Here is an 18,213-nt window from a genome sequence, read left to right on the forward strand (position 1 = left end):
GCCGAAACCCAGCTGATTAAGCTTTGCCATGACTGCCGCTCGCTTGCCTATCGGCGGATGCCGGCCCTGGCGCAAGAGAAGTGAATAAACGTGAATTCACAAAACCCCTATTGCGGGCGGAACGCGGTCTCGTTACGGTGCCGAACTAGCAAGGGGGGCGAGAGCGCGAACCGTGAACACATTGTCGTATGAACCTGGAAGGCTAGCGGCATGAAAAGACTACTGAAGGGCTTGGGCAAGGTAGCCCTGATCGCAGGTGTCATTGTCCTGCTCGGTGGGATGGCGCTGTATATCTACTCGCGGGAGCGACATGATCTTCCGCCCTTTGACCATGCCAAGGCGGCAGTCCTTCCGGCCAAGACCCGCGCGCAATACGAGAGAGATTTGTTCAACGAGATTCGCGATTGGAACACGGGGACGCCCAAGTATATGGGGAAGGATGGTACCAACCGCCGTGAAGCTGACTGGCTCGCCATGGCGAGGGATGGCTACGAACTGGCCTACATCACCTTGCAAATCCTGCAGCCGTCAACCGGCATTCGCTATGAGATAAGAAAGCCGTTGGCTCGCCTCTCCCAGCTGGCTGAGAGTGGGGACGCCGGCGCGATGTGTTTGTACCCGGAACTCAGCAACACGGGGTCGGACGATGAACGGGCCATGTATCGGGATCAAGCCTTGGCGTATTGGCGTCGGGGCACGGAACTCGAACATCCAGGATGCCTGAGCAGTGTCGGCTTCTTCCTCATGACCGGCATTCAGGGATTTCCAAAGGACGTGCAGGCAGGGTTCGAGGCGTCGGTCAAGGCGGCTCGCGCTGGATACGATGGTGCCGTCTCCATTTCGGCTTACGTCACCCGGCAAGAGTTGACCAGCGCCAAGGACTGGACGCGGTACTACTGCTGGAAAACCCAGGCCAGCAAGTACAGCAGCCATTCGGACCCCAGAGATGCCTTGTGGAAGCTGAGAAATCAATCGGGGAGGCCTGACAGCGACGCGCTCGCCAGCAAACTCGAGGCTTGGCATCCGACGCTGGACGATTGCATTGCGCTGAAGCTTGGAGATAAGTGATGGCTGGACCAATTACACAGTGGCGCAGCCAAGAAGCGCAGCTGCGTGCTCAACTTGTAAAGGCGAAGGAAAATGTAGATGACCTCTTGCGAAACAAGGGATCAACAACGGTACAAATCGCCCGGGCCGGTCTCAATGAACTCGCGGCAGTCAAACAGTACAACGACTTCCTCGACACCGCCAAGCAAGGCTACGACATCGCGAAGCAGTACGAACGTCGGCTAAGCAATAGTTCAAACCTGTCGGCGTTGGAGCGCCAGCAGCTTGAAATTACCCGTGACGCGCTCAACGCCCGGGCCGGCGAGTTCCAGCACTTTGCCAACGAGAACAAGCTGCAGCCTCAGTCCGCTACTCCGGTGAAACTGGATGGAAAGATCTACTACGACGACGGCCATACCGAGTGGGACACCAGCACCTTCAAAGGCATGGCAGGTGCAGCAGGAGACTCCATCAAGAGCGCGCTGCCGTTGTTGGCTGACTGGATGACGCCGAACAACGCCAGCAATAACATGGCGTGCAATTCCGCATTGGGCACTCTGATGGGGATGGCGCAGGGAAAGGTGTTCCCGATTCCCGACGCCACAGGGCATGCCGGCGTCAATGGTGCCATGGGAAAGATGTGGGACCTGGCCAAGGAGAAGGCCGGGGACACCACCCAGCCGGGCGATTTCTTCTGCGGCGCCGCGTATCCCAAGAACGACCCCATGGTGGACGAGCTTCGACGAAACGGTCTCATCAGTGATGCGGCGTTGCCTGAAGGGCTTGACCCGGAGCAGTACGTGGTCGTCAAGGTCCCCGCCGATCTACTGACGTCTGCCGTCATGGCCCAGCAGGTAGAGCAGGCCGTCCGGAATGGGGATATCTCGCCTGAGCATGCACGCACCTTGCTTGGTGAGCTTGACACTGCGATGGCCGATCGCGGATATGCCACAAGCCTGATGGATGACTACGGCACGGCCGGTACTGATTTTGAGCCGATTCCTGATGCAGCTCCGGATCCTGCGACGGTACTCGGTTTGACGCCCATCGGCGAGGTGAACGGTATTCCTGTCTATCCTGACGACACCTACGATCCGGGGTTGCAGGGCGGCGCTCATGACCCCGGCGCGGGAGATGAGCGGCCCGACGCCGTGGCGGACCAAAGTGGCCTGGGTGCGATACAAAGCATGCTGTCGCTGCTTCAGGCGATCGAGTCCGGGGATACCAAAACCATTGTCGTTGCCGCCGCGGCACTTCTTGCGAATCTGGACAAGGCCACGGGACTGAATGGTCTGCCCGGCGGCACTGCCTCAGGGCTGAATGCGTTGGCGGCCGGTCTCAATTTGGTCACGGCAATCCAGGATGGCGACGGCCTCGGCGTCGCAGCCTCGAGTCTGAACTTGGCAAGCCAGGCAGCGGCGATCTACGCCGGAATTTTGCGGGACCGAGGTGTCACGGCCTTTCTGTCGGAATCACCGGCGGCCGGCTCGCTGATGGAACTTGGTGCCGAAGTTGGCCAGTACGCCGGCTACCTCGCGATTGCAGCAAGCCTTGTTTCGCTCGCCATCGCCATCGATGACGGCAACGGGTTCCAGATAGCCAGCGCGTCGTTGGCCGTGGTCGCCTCTGCACTGTCTACCACAGCAGCCTACTCAAGCTGGTCCGGTCCTGTTGCCTTCGCTGCGGTTGCGGTGGCCTATATCGGCACCTTCCTGTCCGAAAAGGACTTGCCGACCCTCGAAGGCGAGGCCACGGCAGTCTGGAACCCGGATGGCAGCATTCACGTGCTGACCACCGTCGACACCGAGCAGGGTGGCGCCACGCCGACGAAGCTGCTCGATAATCTCGTCAATGGGATGCAGCAGTCGCTGGCCAGCCAGGTCGACGCCGACGGCAATCCGCTGTATGCCATCATTCCGCAGCGCCTGCCGACCATCGGCTATGCCTACGATCCGGATGGTTACTGGGGCAACGAATCCGCGACTTTTGGGCATGCTGCGCCCGGTCACTTGTACCTCAAGTGGATCGACGAGAACGGGCAGGAGCAGACGCGATACTTCGACAGCGCCGGCAGCCGCAACCAGGAAGGCCTGGCGTCCCTGGCAGAGGAATTCATGGCGCATGCGCTTAAGGCAGTCGTGCCAGCATGGGAAGCCGAGACTGTGCTGGCAGCCATGAATGAGCACGGCGCACTGACGGCGCCGGCCACAGGCAGCATTGACGAAAACCGGACGCGGGTCGCGCAGCAGTTGCACAACCTGGACTGGCAACAGCCTGACGATGCTGCCGCGCTGCCCGAAGCAGATGCCGACGGCATCCACCAGCACTTCACGGCGCTGACGGTCGACCTCAAGCCGGAGCTGCCGGACAGCGTGAACACCGGCCGTATCGGCCGAAACGTCGATCTGGATGCCTACATCGAGCAGACCGACTGGGTGCAGGCCAACCAAGGGATCCTGTCGATCGACCTGAACGGCGACGGCGTCATCGGGCAGAACGAGATCCTGACCAACGATCCGGACGCGGCTGCGGCGCACGCGCGCAACAGCCTGCAGTGGCTCGACGTCAACCATGACGGCAGGCTTGATGCCGACGACCCGGCCTTCAAGGCCCTCGGCATCTGGCTGGATGTGAACCGCAATGGCCAGACCGCCGACGGCGAGTTCGCCTCGTTCCTGGACCGCGGGATCGCCAGCCTGGACTTCACCAGTGTGCCGCCCGTGCTGCGCGCGACAGATGGCAGCGCCCTCGCGATCACGGAGCAGCATCTGACCGCTGACGTGCGTGGCAATTACTACCAGGCCGCATTTGCCGATATCGATGGGGATGGCAAGGTCGATGCCTTTGCCGGCATGTTGCACGCCAAGGAAGGCGGCGAGACCGTTCTCAACGCGGTGGTCACCCACGACTATGCGGGCGAGGCGGGCCACACGCACGGCGGTGTTGCCAATGATAACGCCAGTGGCGAGATGGGCGTGGACAAGGGTAGCGACCAGGTCCGTACGGCAAGCGACCGCCGGCATGAGCAGGCCCTGGCGGAGGACGTGATCGCCGCGGACGATATTCGCGTGAGCAGCGGTGCAGCGCAGTCGGATGTCGGTCAGACCACGCAAACCAGCGTGGACCAAAGCGATTCGCGGCTGGCTTCATCCGGCCAGACCAGCGCCAGCCAGCCGCAGACGGTAGCCACCATCCGGCAGAATGATCCGCGTCTCACCAGCGCGCCGCCGGCGACGGCCGCCGACGCCTTCGCGGCCGTCCGTGACGAGTGGATCAAGAGCGCCCAAAGCCCCCTCGCCGGTATCGGTGCGCTGATCGGCGTGGGCATCGGTGCGGTGGCAGTCCCGGCCGATGCCGCTTTGGTGGACAACAGTCAACTGGGCGCCGGTAACGTCGATACGGTCGCGAACAACACCATCAGCCACCTGCCGGCGGACGGGCAAACGTCTGGCCCAACCACAGCCCCGCCGGCGGTACCGGCGTTTGTGCCCGTCCCGGTCGATTCCCTGCCGGCCAGCACGCGGACTCAGCCCGATAGCATCGCTGATGTGCTGACGGTGGCGATTACCCCGAAACAGGTCACGTCCGTGCCTCATGTCGAGGAGCCGATCCCGGCGGCCAGTGGCGCCGTCCCGTCGCAGGACAGCGCGCCCCAGCCACCGCCGGCTGGCGACGATGTCCGCCTGGCGCCTCCCGACGTGAACGACGAGCACGTGACTGGGGTCGAGGACACGCGCTATGTCATCGATACCGCGATCATCCTGGCCAACGACACCACGAAGAACACCGTCACGCAGCCGCTGCGCCTGATCTCGGTCTATGGTGCCGAGCACGGTACCGTGTCATTGGCCATCGATGCCGATGGCGTGCAACGCATCCGATTCACCCCGGACGCCGATTACTGGGGCCCCGCCCGCTTTCGCTACGTCGTGCAAGACCAGTATGGCCTGCAATCGATGGGCCGGGTGAACCTGGACATCGCCCCGGTCAACGATGCGCCGGTCACCGCGGGCGAGAACGTCGCTTCCGACGAAGACACAGGGATCCTGCTGACCTCGACACAGCTGCTGGCCAACGACTACGACGTCGATTCGCCCACGGTGGGCGATGTGCTACGTATCGTGGCGGTCTCCGAGGCCCAGCACGGGCTGGTGAAGCTGGACGCGGACGGCAACGTCCGCTTCCTGCCCAATCACGACTACTTCGGGCCGGCCAGTTTCACCTATTGGGTGTCTGACGGCAATGGCGGCCTGACGCCGGCCACCGTCACCCTGGAGATCCGCCCGGTCAACGATGCCCCGGTCGTCACCGGTGAGACCGTCAGCACCGACGAGGATACGGTGCTGCTGATCCAGCAGGCGGCGCTGCTCAACAACGACCGGGATGTCGACAATCCACGCAGCGACCTGAATGTGTTCTCGGTGAGGGCCGGCCAGCACGGCACCGTCGAGCTGCTGCCGGACGGCCAGATCCGCTTCGTGCCCGAGCAGGACTTCTACGGTACTGCGACCTTCTTCTATACCGTGACGGACGGCGCCGGCGGCTACACGGAAGGCCTGGTGACCGTGGACCTCGCGCCGGTGAACGACGCGCCCATCATCACCGGCGAGCAGTTCGGCGGCACTGAGGATGAGGCGGCGACCTTTACCGCCGCGAGCCTGCTGGCCAATGACCGGGACGTCGATGATGCGCAGAATTCGCTCAAGCTGGTGGCGGTGGGCAATGCGCTACATGGAGAGGTGCGACTGAACCCGGATGGTTCGGCCCAGTTCATCCCAGAGGCGGATTATTTCGGGGCCGCCAGCTTCGAGTACACGGTAGCCGATCCACACGGGGCCAAGACGACCGGCCGGGTCGATATCGATCTGGCGCCCGTGAACGATGCCCCTCGGCTGACGGACGATGTCATCGCAAGCAGCGAAGATACCGCGCTGACCATTGTGCAGGCCGCACTGCTCGCGAATGACCGCGACGTGGACAATCCGCACGATGCGCTCGCCATCACCAAGGTGGGCAATGCCAGCCATGGCACCGTATCGCTGAACCCGGACGGCTCCATTCGCTTTGTGCCCGACCAGGATTTCTTTGGCGACGCCAGCTTTACCTACGAGGTGAGCGATGGGGTCGGTGGCGTCTCGAACGCGACAGCTACCGTCCACGTGGCACCGGTCAACGACGCCCCGATTGCCAACGACAACATTGTCGACGGCCGCAAGGGTGTGGCCATCACCATGACCGCTGCGGCGCTGCTGGCCGATGATTTTGACATCGACAATCCGCACGGCGACCTGCGCATCGTTGGCGTCGCGGATGCCGAGCACGGTACTGTGCGCCTGAACGCCGACGGCTCGGTCACGTTCCTGCCGGATCCCGGCTATGGCGGCTATCCCGGCGCGGCGGGGCACTTCACCTACACCATCGCCGATGGCGCCGGTGGATTTGCCACGGCCACCACCACGGTCAACCTGGAGAAGATCAACACGACGCCGGTCGCGGTCGATGATGGCTTCTGGGGCTACGAGAACACGCCGTTCATTATCAACACGGCGCAATTCCTGGCCAATGACAGCGACACCGACGGAGATGCGCTGGCGATTGCCCAGGTTGCCCATGCCCACCACGGCATAGTCGAGATTCAGCCTGACGGGCAGGTGCGCTTCACGCCAGATTCCGATTTCTATGGCCAGGCTTCTTTCCAGTACCTGGTCTCCGACCCGTATGGTGGCCAGACCTGGGCCACAGCCTATCTGGAAGTCGCTCACGTCAACAAGGCGCCCGTGATCGAGGCCATTGAGTACGGCCGGCCGATCTTTGGCTACTATCATGGCCCATCCCCGATGATTGGACGAACCTCTGGGCTCAATGGCGCGGAGCCCATCTATGCGTCATCGGAGGGCGGTCTGGCCTTCCAGCCGGAACCGAACTATTTCCAGCCTCTTTACGATGAGTCGCTGGCTAAATCGTTGGCGGCGCAAGGTCAGCTTTACGATGCGAATCATGCCGTGTATACGCCGCAGCATTACCAGAACGGCATGCTGAAGCCTCTCGCATTGACCCAGATCGATTCGGTCGAAGGCCTGAGAGACAGCGCCACCGTGGAAGCCAACACGATTTTCTACGATCGCGATGACACCCAGCGGCAGATGGGGCGCATCATCGCCTACGACCCCGACGGGGATTCGGCCGCCATCGTGATTTCGATTGCGCAGGGCCCACAACACGGACACGCCTACGCGAATGCCTACGTCGACACGGCGACGGGCTACCTGCGTCCTGACCAGACCGTACTCGCCCAGTATTTGATTGGCACACAGGACTACTGGCAGTACATCAGCCACCGCGGCGATCCCTACAACGGCGCGGACAATTTCACCATCCGCATTCAGGATGCACAGGGCGCCTATACCGATGTGGTCGTCAACGCCACGCACAAGGGAACCAATGCCAGCGGCGGCTTCACACCGATTGTGCTGGACCTGAACGGGAATGGGGCAGAGTTGATCGCTGCCGACCAGTCTCGCGTCCAGGCGGACGTCAACCACGACGGCCAGACCGAGCAGATCGGCTGGGCCGCGGCCACCGATGGGGTGCTGGGCTTCGATGCGGATGGGGATGGCTTGATTTCCGTCGAAGAGACCCGGCTGACCAATTTCGCGCCCGGGACAAAGACGGACCTGGAAGCGCTGGCCACGTTCGACAGCAACCACGACGGCAAGATCAGCAACGAGGATGCTGCCTGGAGTCGACTCAAGGTGGTGCAGGATGCCAACGGCGACGGTGAATTCAGCCAGTCAGAACATAAGACCCTGGATCAGGCAGGCATTGTGGCCATCGGGTTGGAGCGCAAGGGCGAGTCGCACGTCGACCACGACAACGTCGTATTTGGCACAGTCGAAGTGACACACACGGACGGCACGAAAAGCGAGGCGGCCGACGTGATGTTCGCTGGCAAGGACGTGCCGCTGCCCATCTTCGCGCTCTACTCCGAGGAATTATGCGTCGGGGCGGTCCCTGAATTGCAGGATGACCACGCATTCGCCGCGGATGCGGTCGCGCAGCTCGCCGTCGCCCACGAGGCGTCAACCGATTCCCATATGCCTTCCGCATTCCCGCCGCCCACCGAGAGCGAGATCGTACAGCGCATGGTGCTCCAGTTCGTGCAGGCGATGAATACCGAGACGGACCCAGCGGCGAGACCGATCACATTCGTGCCGCCGCACCAGGAAACTTTCACCGATGTCGTGGACCGGGTCGCACAGGCCAGTGTCGTCGACTTGGGGATGGGGTACCCCCACACCAGCTAACAACTCATTCACCGATTCCACCACATCGGCCGCTCCGTCAGGAACGGCCGTGTTGGGAAGGCTTTACCCACTTTTGACGGATATGGTAACAATGCAGCACTTCTTTCGAGCCTGTTGGTATTGGGGGCGGTCATGACTACCGCGCCGCTTCGACCCAATCTGACTATGCTGGCGGCGCTTGCCACGTTGCATGAGCGGCGCGCAGATGCAGAAGCGCTCGCGCGGCGGTGGGACATTGCCCAAGACCTTGATCCCGACCGCGTGCTGTGGGGCCTGCAGGATCTGGGCTTCACGGCCAAACGCGTCAGTGGCACGCTGTCAGCACTGGCCAACGCGCCGCTGCCAGTGCTTGCGCTGACCACCGGTGGAAAACTGGTCCTGGTTGGCAGGGTCAGCGACACCGTGCTGGTACAGCGCGCCGGCGCAAAGGCAATCGCCGTGTCGGCAGCCGAGTTTGCGGAGGACTTCGCCGGCGCATGGGTAGAAGCGAGTCCGAGCGTCGCCTCGGTAACCGCGACAGCCGACGCTACAAGCGGGGCTACCGCGCCCAAGTTCGATGTGGGGTGGTTCTGGCACGCCATCGGCAAATACAAGGCCGAGCTGGCGCAGGTCCTGCTCGCGTCTTTCTTTGTCCAGATCTTTGCTCTGGTGACGCCGCTAGCCTTCCAGGTGGTGATCGACAAGGTGCTGACCCATCGCTCGCAAAGCACGCTTGTGGTGATGCTGGTCGCGCTGGCCGGCGTGGCGCTGTTCGAAGCGGTGCTCTCGGGGCTGCGCCACTATCTCTTGACGCACACCACGCAACGGGTCGATGTCGAGCTGGGCGCACGCCTGTTTCAGCATCTGATGCGATTGCCCATGTCGTTTTTCCAGTCGCGGCGCGCAGGCGACATCATCGCCGCGACGCGCGAACTGGAGACTGCGCGCAACTTCCTCACCGGCCAGGCGCTGACCGCCTGGCTCGACCTGGTCTTCGCGCTGGTGTTCCTCGCGGTGATGTTCTATTACAGCCCGCTGCTGACGCTCATCGTCGTCGCCTTCCTGCCGATCTTCTTTGGTGCGTCCTATATCGTCAGCCCGTTGCTGCGCAAGAAGCTGGAGGACAAGTTCGCACTGGGCGCCGACAACCAGGCCTTCCTGGTGGAAACCGTTGGCGCGATGGAAACGCTCAAGAGCCAGGCGGTGGAGGCAAGCTGGCAGCGCCGCTGGGAGGAGCGGTTGGTGCGCTTTGCCGTGTCGTCATTCGAATCGGGCCACACTGGCAACTGGACCAACCAGCTGACCAATCTTGCCAGCAAGGCGCTGACGGTGATTCTGTTGGGCGTGGGTGCCATGCAGGTGATCGACGGCAACCTGACTGTCGGCGGCCTGATTGCGTTCAATATGCTATCTGGCCGTGTCAATGCGCCGATCATCAAGCTGTCTACCCTGTGGCAGGAAGTTCAGCAGATGCGTGTGGCCATCAAGCGACTGGCGACCATCATGGATGCCACGCCTGAGCCTGGCTTCGCTGCCGATGGCGCTGGACGCCGCTCCCTGCAAGGTCAAGTCAGCTTTGATCGAGTGAGCTTTGCCTACCAGGCCAACGGCGCCCAGGTGCTGTCGGACGTGTCCTTCAGCGTCCCTGCTGGGGAGGTCATCGGCGTGGTTGGCGTCTCAGGCGCTGGCAAGACAACTCTTATCCGATTGCTGCAACGCCTGTATACCGCCACGAGCGGACGGGTCTTCATCGACGGGATCGATCTCGCCACGGTCGATGCCACCTGGCTGCGGCGCCAGATCGGTGTGGTCTCCCAGGATTGCGCGTTGCTGAACCTGTCGGTACGGGACAACATCGCCATCTCCAATCCGGAGTTGTCCCTGCAAGACGTGATGGCCGCAGCCGAACTCGCTGGCGCGCACGACTTCGTCAATGTGCTGCCCCAGGGCTACGACACCGTGATTGGTGAGCGCGGCAGTCTGCTCTCCGGTGGTCAGCGCGCCCGCATTGCCATCGCCCGGGCGCTGGCCACCAACCCGCGACTGCTGCTCCTCGACGAAGCCACTGCGAGCCTCGACTACGAGTCCGAGCGCGTCATTCACGACAACCTGGAGAAGATCTGCACGGGCCGCACGGTCTTCATCGTTGCCCACCGTCTGTCGACGCTGCGCCTGGCCGACCGCATTCTGGTGCTCGACAGGGGTCAACTGGTCGAGCAAGGCCACCATACCGAACTGATCGCCCAGCCGGCAGGCAAGTATCGCGCCCTGTTCGAGGCCTCGCGCGTACTGGAAACACTGACGGTCAAGCACAAGGCTCCTGTGCAGCCGCTGCCGGGAGGCACGCATGTCTGAACTACGTAAAGCAGAAACGCAATCGTCCGCCGAGACGTTCGCCACGGCGGCGATGGGTATCGCCAACCGCCGCCCGGCACGCATGGCAAGGATCGTCGCGGCAAGCCTCTGCGGCATGGCCGCGGTGGCACTTGTTTATGCGGTGTTCGCCAGGATGGATGTGGTGGTTTCGGCGCAGGGCAAGGTCATTCCCTCCGGCAAATCCAAGGTGGTGCAGCCACTCGAAGCCGGCGTCGTGCGCCAGATCTATGTGCGCGATGGCCAGAAGGTCAAGGCTGGCGACGTCCTGATCGAACTGGACCCGACCACCACCGCGGCTGACCGCGACCGCCTGCAACGCGATCACTGGGAAGCCGAGGCGGAGGTGCAGCGGCTGACCGCGCTATTGGATGGAAAGGGCACCCTGCCGACCATCGAGGGACTGCCAGACGACATCGCCCGGACGCAGCAGGCACAGTTGACCAGCGCCCTGGCCGAACACCGCGCCAAGATGGCGGCGCTCGATGCCGAGGTCGCGCGCAAGCGCGCCGACCGTGACGGCACCGCCGCCAGCCTGGAACAGATTCGGGCCAGCCTGCCGCTTGTCACGAAGAAGAACGACATGCGCGAGGAACTGGTCAAGACCGGACACATCGCCGAGACGGGCCTGATCGAGACGCGGCTCGAACTGATCAATCTCAAGAAGGAACTGGCCCTGCAGACCAACCGGCTGGCCGAGGCCAATGCCGGGCTGAATGCCGCGCATCAGCAGCGCGCGCAGGCCGTTGCTGAGTTCACCGCCCGCAATTCCGCTGAGCTCGCCGAGGAGAGCCGCAAGGCCGCGACCGCCGAACTGGAGCTGGTCAAGGCTACCCAGCGCCGTGACCTGCAGATCCTGCGGGCGCCCATTGATGGCGTCGTGCAGCAACTGGCGGTCACGACCGTTGGCGGCGTGGTCACCCAGGCACAGCCCGTGGCGATCGTTGTGCCGGAAAACACTGCCCTGGAGGTAGACGCCCAAGTCCAGAACAAGGACATCGGCTATGTGAAGCCCGGCCAACGCGTCATCACCAAGGTCGAAACGTTCGACTTCACGCGTTTCGGCTACATCGAGGGCCAGGTGCAGTGGGTCGGCACCGATGCTGTCAACGACCAGAAGCTCGGTCCGATCTACCCGGTGCGCATCCGGCTCGCGGAGCAGGCGACGCCGAACTCGGTCAACGGTCGCAAGGGCACGCTCACGCCCGGCATGAGCGTGACGGCGGATATCCGGGTCGACGAGCGCCGCATGATCTCCTATTTCCTGTCGCCGCTGCTGCGCTACAAGGACGAGGCCCTGCGGGAGCGGTGATGGCACGAGTATCCCTATTTGCCAGCGCCGCCGTGGCCGCGGTGGTGGCCACATCGCATGCCCACGCCATCGATCTGGTGGGCGCATATCGTCTTGCGCAGGGAGGTGATCCAACCTTCGAGGCGGCCCGCTATGCGTTGGAGGCTGGCCGCGAAAAGCTACCGCAGGCCCGGGCCGGGATACTCCCGACCGTCAACCTGAACGGCAACGGCGGCCGCCAGAACGGGCAAGCGAGCTTCGCTGGCAGCCCCTATCAGGACCGCAACGTCAATAGCTGGGCGTGGAACCTGCAGCTGTCGCAGCCGGTCGTGCGCGTCGCGAACTGGATTGGCATCGCGCAAGCTGGCGCCCAAGTCGAGCAGGCCGAGGCGCAGTTTGCGCAGACCGAGAGCGACCTGATCCTGCGCACGGCTCAGGCGTATTTCGACGTGCTGACGGCACGCGACAGTGTAACGGTCGCCAAGGCGCAGCTGCGTGCGGTGGAACAGCAGCGTGTATTGGCCAAGCGCCGCTACGACGTGGGCGAGGCAACGATCACCGATGTGTACGAGGCGCAGTCCCGACATGATCTCGGGCGGTCTCAGCTGGTGCAGGCGCTGAACGACCAGGAATCCCGGCAGGCTGAGCTGGAAAAGCTGATTGGGCCACTGCCCGACCCGCTGGCCGGCCTCCGGACCGATGTAAGCCTGCCAGCGCCCGAGCCGGCAGACGTTGGCGCTTGGATGGGCAGTGCGCGCCAGAACAATCCCGCGGTGCGCACGCAATTGGCTGCGGTGGAAGTGGCCGAGAAGGAAGTGTCCAAGAACCGGGCGGCCCACCTGCCGACGCTCGATTTTACCGCTGGCTATGGCGGGAACTACACGTCCGGGTCCATGACCTCGCCGGCCGATATCGAGAACCGGATCAAATCCGGCACCATCGGCCTGCAGCTGACCATCCCCATCTACCAGGGCGGCGCGGTCAATTCCCGGGTGTCGGAAGCCATCGCCAACCGATACAAGAGCCGGGCGGAACTGGAAGCGGCACGGCGCCAGGCGGCCACGCAGGCGCGGCAGGCCTTCGGCGGTGTCACCAGCGGCCTCTCGCAGGTGGAGGCGCTGACTTCGGCAGTCACCTCCAGCCTTGATTCAGTGAACGCCAACAAGATCGGCTACCGGATCGGCACGCGCGTCAACATCGATGTGCTCAACGCCGAGCAGCAACTCTTTGCCGCGCAGCGCGACCTGGCCAGGGCGCGCTATGACACGATCCTGCAGGGCCTGCGCCTGAAATCGGCCGCTGGCACGCTGGCAGAAAGCGATGTCATTGCCGTCAACGCCTTGCTGACGGAGGATGCCAGTCAGGCCACACCCGCGGTGCCTGCCATGCCAGCCGCATCGAACGCCACCAAATCACCGAACGTAAGAACCCAATGACGACCCCTACCAACACCGAGCAACTGGCCAGATTCGCCGCCGAGCAGGCCCAGCGAGTCATCAAGAAAATCCCGCTGCTGGGGCCGGTCTCCTGGCTGATGATGAACAATCCATCGACCCGGCACGCCTTCTTCGCCGACCTGGAGTGGCGTGTCATGCCGCCGCTCGTGCTGGAGCAAGCCAAGCTTTACATGAAAGGCGAAATGCCCACCGCGTTTGTGACCTGGGCCTGCCTGTCGGAAGCGGTGATTGAACGCTATATGCGCCCGCCGTTCCACTTGGCGCCCGGCGACTGGAAGTCGGGTGATCAGGTCTTCCTGATTGACCTGATCGCACCCTACGGTGGCGCCTCGGAGGTGCTGGCGGATCTGAGGCAGACGGCGCTGGCGGGAAGGGTGATTCATCAGGTGGCCCCTGAGACGTCTTCCTCTGCTACGGTCATCACTGTGTAGTGGATAGCCTGATCCGGCAGCATGTCGAACTGGCGGCGTCCTCGCCGCTACCCCCTGCGCTGCGGCTTGCCCTATCGCCGACCCCTTCCGTCACCTAGCATTCCAGCGGGGTCGTCCCATACTGTTCCCACAAGCCGGAGGTGCAAGATGAAAATTGTCGTGATCGGTGGTACCGGCCTGATCGGCAGCAAGGTCGTGGCGCGGCTGGCGGCGCAAGGGCATGAGGTGATTGCCGCGTCGCCAAAGACCGGCGTGAACGCGCTGACCGGCGAAGGCCTGGCCGAGGCGCTGGCCGGCGCGCAGGTGGTGGTGGATGTCGCCAACTCACCCTCGTTCGAGGACAATGCGGTACTCGATTTTTTCCAGACCTCCGGGCGCAACCTGGCGGCCGCGGAGAAGGCCGCGGGCGTCGGCCACCATGTGGCACTGTCCGTGGTCGGCACGGACAAGCTGTCGCAGAGCGGTTACTTCCGCGCGAAGATCGCCCAGGAAGCCCAGATCCGGGACGCGGGCATTCCCTATACCATCGTCCGGTCCACGCAGTTCCTCGAATTCCTGGGCGGCATCGCCCACTCCGGGGCGGAAGGCGATGTGGTGCGTTTATCCGCCGCGCTGATCCAGCCCATCGCGTCCGATGATGTTGCCGAGGCGGTTGCGGACCATGCGCTGGCCGACCCGGTGAATGGCATGGTCGATATTGCCGGCCCCGAAAGATTCCGCATGGACGAACTGGTGCAGCGCTATCTGGAGGCCACCGCCGATCCGCGCAAGGTCGTGACGGATCCGGAAGCCCGGTATTTCGGCGCCGAACTCAAGGACGATACGCTGGTGCCGGAGGGCGCCGCCTGGCTGGGCAAGACCACCTTCGAAGCATGGATGGCGCAAAGCCGCGGCGCACAGCGCTGAAAGCCGGGATGCGCGGCTGGCCTGGATCGCCCGACGGCCTGCGTCCCGCGCCCGTCAAGGCATTCAGGCCAGCGTACCAAGCCGTGCCTGCAGCCGCCCGCGCGTGATCGCGCCGATCTGTGCCAGCGCCTCATCCAGCTCCTGCTGCGTGCTGCGATCGATACGGCGTTCCAGTGCGGCAAAGATGCCTTCGCGCGTGTAGTGCCGCACGCAGATGATGAAGGGAAAGCCGTGCCGCGCGTGGTAAGCGGCATTCATGCGGTCGAGCGCGGCTTCCTGCTGCGCCGACATCGCGTCCAGCCCCGCGCTCTTCTGCTCGGCATTGGAATCCGCCGTCATGGTGCCGGCGCGGATATTCGCGGCCGACAGCATCGGATGCAGGTTGAGGAAATCGCATTGGGCTTTCGCATCCAGCTTGCGGATGACATCCATCATCGCATCGTGCAGCGCGCTGGCCGATGCAAAGGGCCGTTGCGCCCAGGCGCGTTCGGCGGCCAGCGGAAAATGTTCGAACACGCTGCCGAACGCGTGCGTGAAGCCGGACTGGTCCAGCGCATTGACCGGCGCCAGATCGAGTGACTGTGACATGGACTGCTCTCCTCCCGTTAGGCCCGCTGCGCAGGCCAGGCATGGAAACCGAATACGGGCCGAGTATAGAAAGCAGGCATGAGCGCGGCGAGGGGCGCGGCCATATAAGACGCATAACAAAATCCGATACCGCTATGCGCGCGGGGCGGGGTCCAGGTCGCGCAGGTCGCGCAGCGCCTGCGACGCCGCCGTCAGCATGCCGCGCAGCCACGCATGCGAGGCCGAGCGGTGGCGCGCGGGATGCCACAGCTGGTAGAAGCGCATGAACGGGAATTCGATCGGCGGCCTGAGCACCGCCACCGGCACGTGCTGCGCGTGATAGTTGGCAAAGTGGCGGCCCGTGGTCAGGATCAGGTCGGTACCCGGGATCAGGCTCGGCGCGAGGTTGAAGTAGGGGCAGCTCACGCGGTTGTCGCGGTGCACGCGCATCGTGCTCAGGCCCGTGTCGACCAGCCCGCGCTGGTCGCGCGAGTAGGGCGTGGGCACGATATGCGCAGCGCCCAGGTAGGCCTGCGCGGTGAACTTGCCCGGCTGGTTATGCACGCTGTCCCGCGCCACCATGCAGACCACTTCGTCTTCCAGCAATACCGACAGGTGCAGGTGCTCGGGCGGATTGGGCCAGTTGCCGATCACGATATCGATGGCGCCCTCGGACAGCGCCTGCTCATAGTCGAAGGTGGCGGTCAGCGGAATCGCCGCGAGCCGCGCGTGCGGTGCCATGCGCCGGAACTCCCGCACGACGTGGGCAAAGAACGGCGGCGCGAGGTAGTCGGGCATCGCCACGGTAAAGCTTTGCTCGGTGGTGGCGGGGTCGAAGCGGTCGTCCGACACCAGCAGGTTGTCCAGCGCGCTCAGCGCCGCCTGTGCGTTGCGGGCGATCTGCAGGGCGCGCTCGGTCGGCACCATGACATTCTTCTCGCGCGTCAGCAGCGGGTCGTTGAAGATCGCGCGCAGCCGCTTGAGCGCCGAGCTGATGGCAGGCTGCGACTGGTTCAGGCGGATGGCGGTGCGCGAGACGCTCTGCTCGGCAATCAGGATGCACAGCACGCGCAGCAGGTAGGTATCGAAAGGGTCGTCGGCGCGGATCATGCGAAGTCTCGGGCATTCTGGTCGGAGGGGCGGGGCGGGCAGGGGCGCAACCGGCACGCAGCGTGCGCTGCCCATGCGGATTTGTAGCCTGTCGCGCACCGCAGGGCAACGCGGTCGAACCCGCACGCGGCGGCGGGGCCGCCCGAACAGTGCGCCAACCAGAGCGACAAAGCCAGCCGCCTAGGGTAATCCATAGGTCCGCACAGGCGCCAGTCAATCGCCCGGAAACCCGCGCCAGACAAGGCTCTCCGACCCATATCCGAGCTGCTATAGGGTCTATACCACGCCCAGGGTTCCGCATTGCGGACCCGTTCCTATACTTGCTCCCAATCCGAACGGAAGGCCGCTGCCGCACCATCCCCGCGGCAGCGGCCGCACAACACAAACCGACAAGACAGGAGACTCCATGTCCATGACAAAACAGGGCGTTCCGATGTTCGCCGGCACGGCGGACGATGCGGAAGCCAGCGTCTTTCGCAAGGTGTCGTGGCGCCTGCTGCCATTCCTTGGCGTGCTGTGGGTGCTGGCGTGGCTGGACCGCGTCAACATCGGCTTCGCCAAGCTGCAGATGCTGGATTCGCTGCGCTTCAGCGAGGCGGTGTATGGCCTTGGCGCCGGTATCTTCTTCCTCGGCTACTTCTTTTTCGAAGTGCCGTCGAACATGCTGCTGCAGAAGATCGGTGCCAAGAAGACGATCATGCGCATCACCATCGGGTGGGGTGTGATCTGCATGCTGCAGACCTATGTCACCACGCCGACGCAGTTCTATATCCTGCGCTTCCTGCTGGGCGCCTTCGAGGCGGGCTTCTATCCCGGCGTGATCCTCTACCTGACCTACTGGTATCCGTCCGAGCGGCGCGCCCGCGCCTTCGGCACGTTCATGTCGGCGTCGGCGATCGCAGGTGTGCTCGGCGGCCCGCTGGCCGGCTGGATCATGACCTCGATGGGCGGCGTGCACGGCATGCATGGCTGGCAATGGCTGTTTATCCTCGAAGGCATTCCCTCCGTGCTGGCCGGCATCGTCGCGTGGTTCTACATGACCGACAAGCCGGAGCAGGCCAAGTGGCTGACCGAGAGCGAGAAGCGCATCGTGCTCGATGCCCTGAAGCGTGACAGCGCCGCCATGGGCGAACGCGGGCACGACTGGCGTACGCTGTTCACCAACCGCAAGGTGTGGCTGCTGATCGCCATCTTCTTCTGCCTGCTGTGCGCCAACTCCACGCTGACCTTCTGGATCCCGACCATCATCAAGGAAGTGGGCTTCGCCACGCCGATGGCGGTAGGCTGGATCGCGGCGGTGGCCTACCTCTGCGGCGCGATCGGCATGATCGCCAACGGTGCGCACTCTGACCGCCGCAAAGAGGTGCGCTGGCACTTCAGCGGCGCCGCGCTGGTCGGCGGCGCGGCGATGGCCATGCTGGCCGTGCTGATGGGCGTGCAGGCGCTGTCGCCGGTGATCACCTTGCTGGCCATGACTGCCGCGCTGGTCGGCACCATGAGCGCCATCCCCGTGTTCTGGCAACTGCCCAACCGCTACCTGGCGGGCAGCGCCGCGGCGGTGGGCGTGGCCCTCATCAATTCCGTCTCCAACCTGGCCGGCTTCGGTGCGCCCTATGTCATGGGGCTGATCAAGACCGCGACCGGCACGGTCAGCAGCGGCCTGTACCTGGTGGCCGCCATCGAAATCCTGGCTGCGGTGCTGGTTGTGTTCGGCATCCGCCGCCTCCATCACAAGCGCGAGGCCTGAC

General features: G+C 63.9%; 10 protein-coding genes. 8 read left to right on the forward strand and 2 right to left on the reverse strand.

Annotation, left to right across the window (positions count from 1 at the left end; translation table 11 throughout):
* Positions 1–210: 210 nt before the first annotated feature.
* From JTE92_RS05655 to JTE92_RS05685, 7 genes are all read left to right on the forward strand, one after another.
* On the forward strand, positions 211–1,068 hold the full coding sequence (locus tag JTE92_RS05655) for a hypothetical protein (protein ID WP_063241404.1): 858 nt from the start codon (positions 211–213) through the stop codon (positions 1,066–1,068).
* Positions 1,068–8,351, forward strand: coding sequence for a tandem-95 repeat protein (locus tag JTE92_RS05660; protein ID WP_084254785.1), 7,284 nt, complete (start codon positions 1,068–1,070; stop codon positions 8,349–8,351). Before JTE92_RS05655 ends, JTE92_RS05660 begins: the two co-directional genes overlap by 1 nt.
* A 132-nt stretch (positions 8,352–8,483) precedes the next feature.
* Positions 8,484–10,685 (forward strand): peptidase domain-containing ABC transporter, encoded by a 2,202-nt coding sequence (locus JTE92_RS05665; protein WP_063241406.1) that lies wholly within the window; start codon positions 8,484–8,486, stop codon positions 10,683–10,685.
* The gene (locus JTE92_RS05670) at positions 10,678–12,015 is read left to right on the forward strand and encodes an HlyD family type I secretion periplasmic adaptor subunit (RefSeq protein ID WP_063241407.1); all 1,338 of its coding nucleotides are present in this window, start codon (positions 10,678–10,680) and stop codon (positions 12,013–12,015) included. The genes JTE92_RS05665 and JTE92_RS05670 overlap by 8 nt, the downstream gene beginning before the upstream one ends.
* Positions 12,015–13,430 (forward strand): TolC family outer membrane protein, encoded by a 1,416-nt coding sequence (locus JTE92_RS05675; RefSeq protein ID WP_084254786.1) that lies wholly within the window; start codon positions 12,015–12,017, stop codon positions 13,428–13,430. Before JTE92_RS05670 ends, JTE92_RS05675 begins: the two co-directional genes overlap by 1 nt.
* Entirely contained in the window at positions 13,427–13,882 is a 456-nt protein-coding gene (locus JTE92_RS05680) for a toxin-activating lysine-acyltransferase (RefSeq protein ID WP_063241409.1), read from the forward strand. The genes JTE92_RS05675 and JTE92_RS05680 overlap by 4 nt, the downstream gene beginning before the upstream one ends.
* A gap of 147 nt (positions 13,883–14,029) precedes the next feature.
* A complete protein-coding gene (locus tag JTE92_RS05685) occupies positions 14,030–14,788 on the forward strand; it encodes an SDR family oxidoreductase (protein ID WP_063241410.1) in 759 nt (252 codons plus the stop codon).
* 63 nt (positions 14,789–14,851) lie between these two features.
* On the opposite strand, the gene uraD is transcribed toward JTE92_RS05685, so the two are convergent.
* Both uraD and JTE92_RS05695 read right to left on the reverse strand, forming a co-directional pair.
* Positions 14,852–15,376, reverse strand: a complete 525-nt coding sequence (gene uraD / locus JTE92_RS05690) for a 2-oxo-4-hydroxy-4-carboxy-5-ureidoimidazoline decarboxylase (RefSeq protein WP_063241411.1) — start codon at positions 15,374–15,376, stop codon at positions 14,852–14,854.
* A gap of 132 nt (positions 15,377–15,508) precedes the next feature.
* Positions 15,509–16,465 (reverse strand): LysR family transcriptional regulator, encoded by a 957-nt coding sequence (locus JTE92_RS05695; protein ID WP_063241412.1) that lies wholly within the window; start codon positions 16,463–16,465, stop codon positions 15,509–15,511.
* A 406-nt stretch (positions 16,466–16,871) separates the two neighbouring features.
* Between JTE92_RS05695 and JTE92_RS05700 the strand changes: the two genes are divergently transcribed.
* Positions 16,872–18,212 carry an MFS transporter gene (locus JTE92_RS05700; RefSeq protein WP_063241413.1) on the forward strand — a complete coding sequence of 447 codons (1,341 nt, stop codon included), beginning with the start codon at positions 16,872–16,874 and terminating at the stop codon, positions 18,210–18,212.
* Position 18,213: the final 1 nt, after the last annotated feature.

The organism is Cupriavidus oxalaticus (assembly GCF_016894385.1).
GTDB classification, from domain to species: domain Bacteria; phylum Pseudomonadota; class Gammaproteobacteria; order Burkholderiales; family Burkholderiaceae; genus Cupriavidus; species Cupriavidus oxalaticus.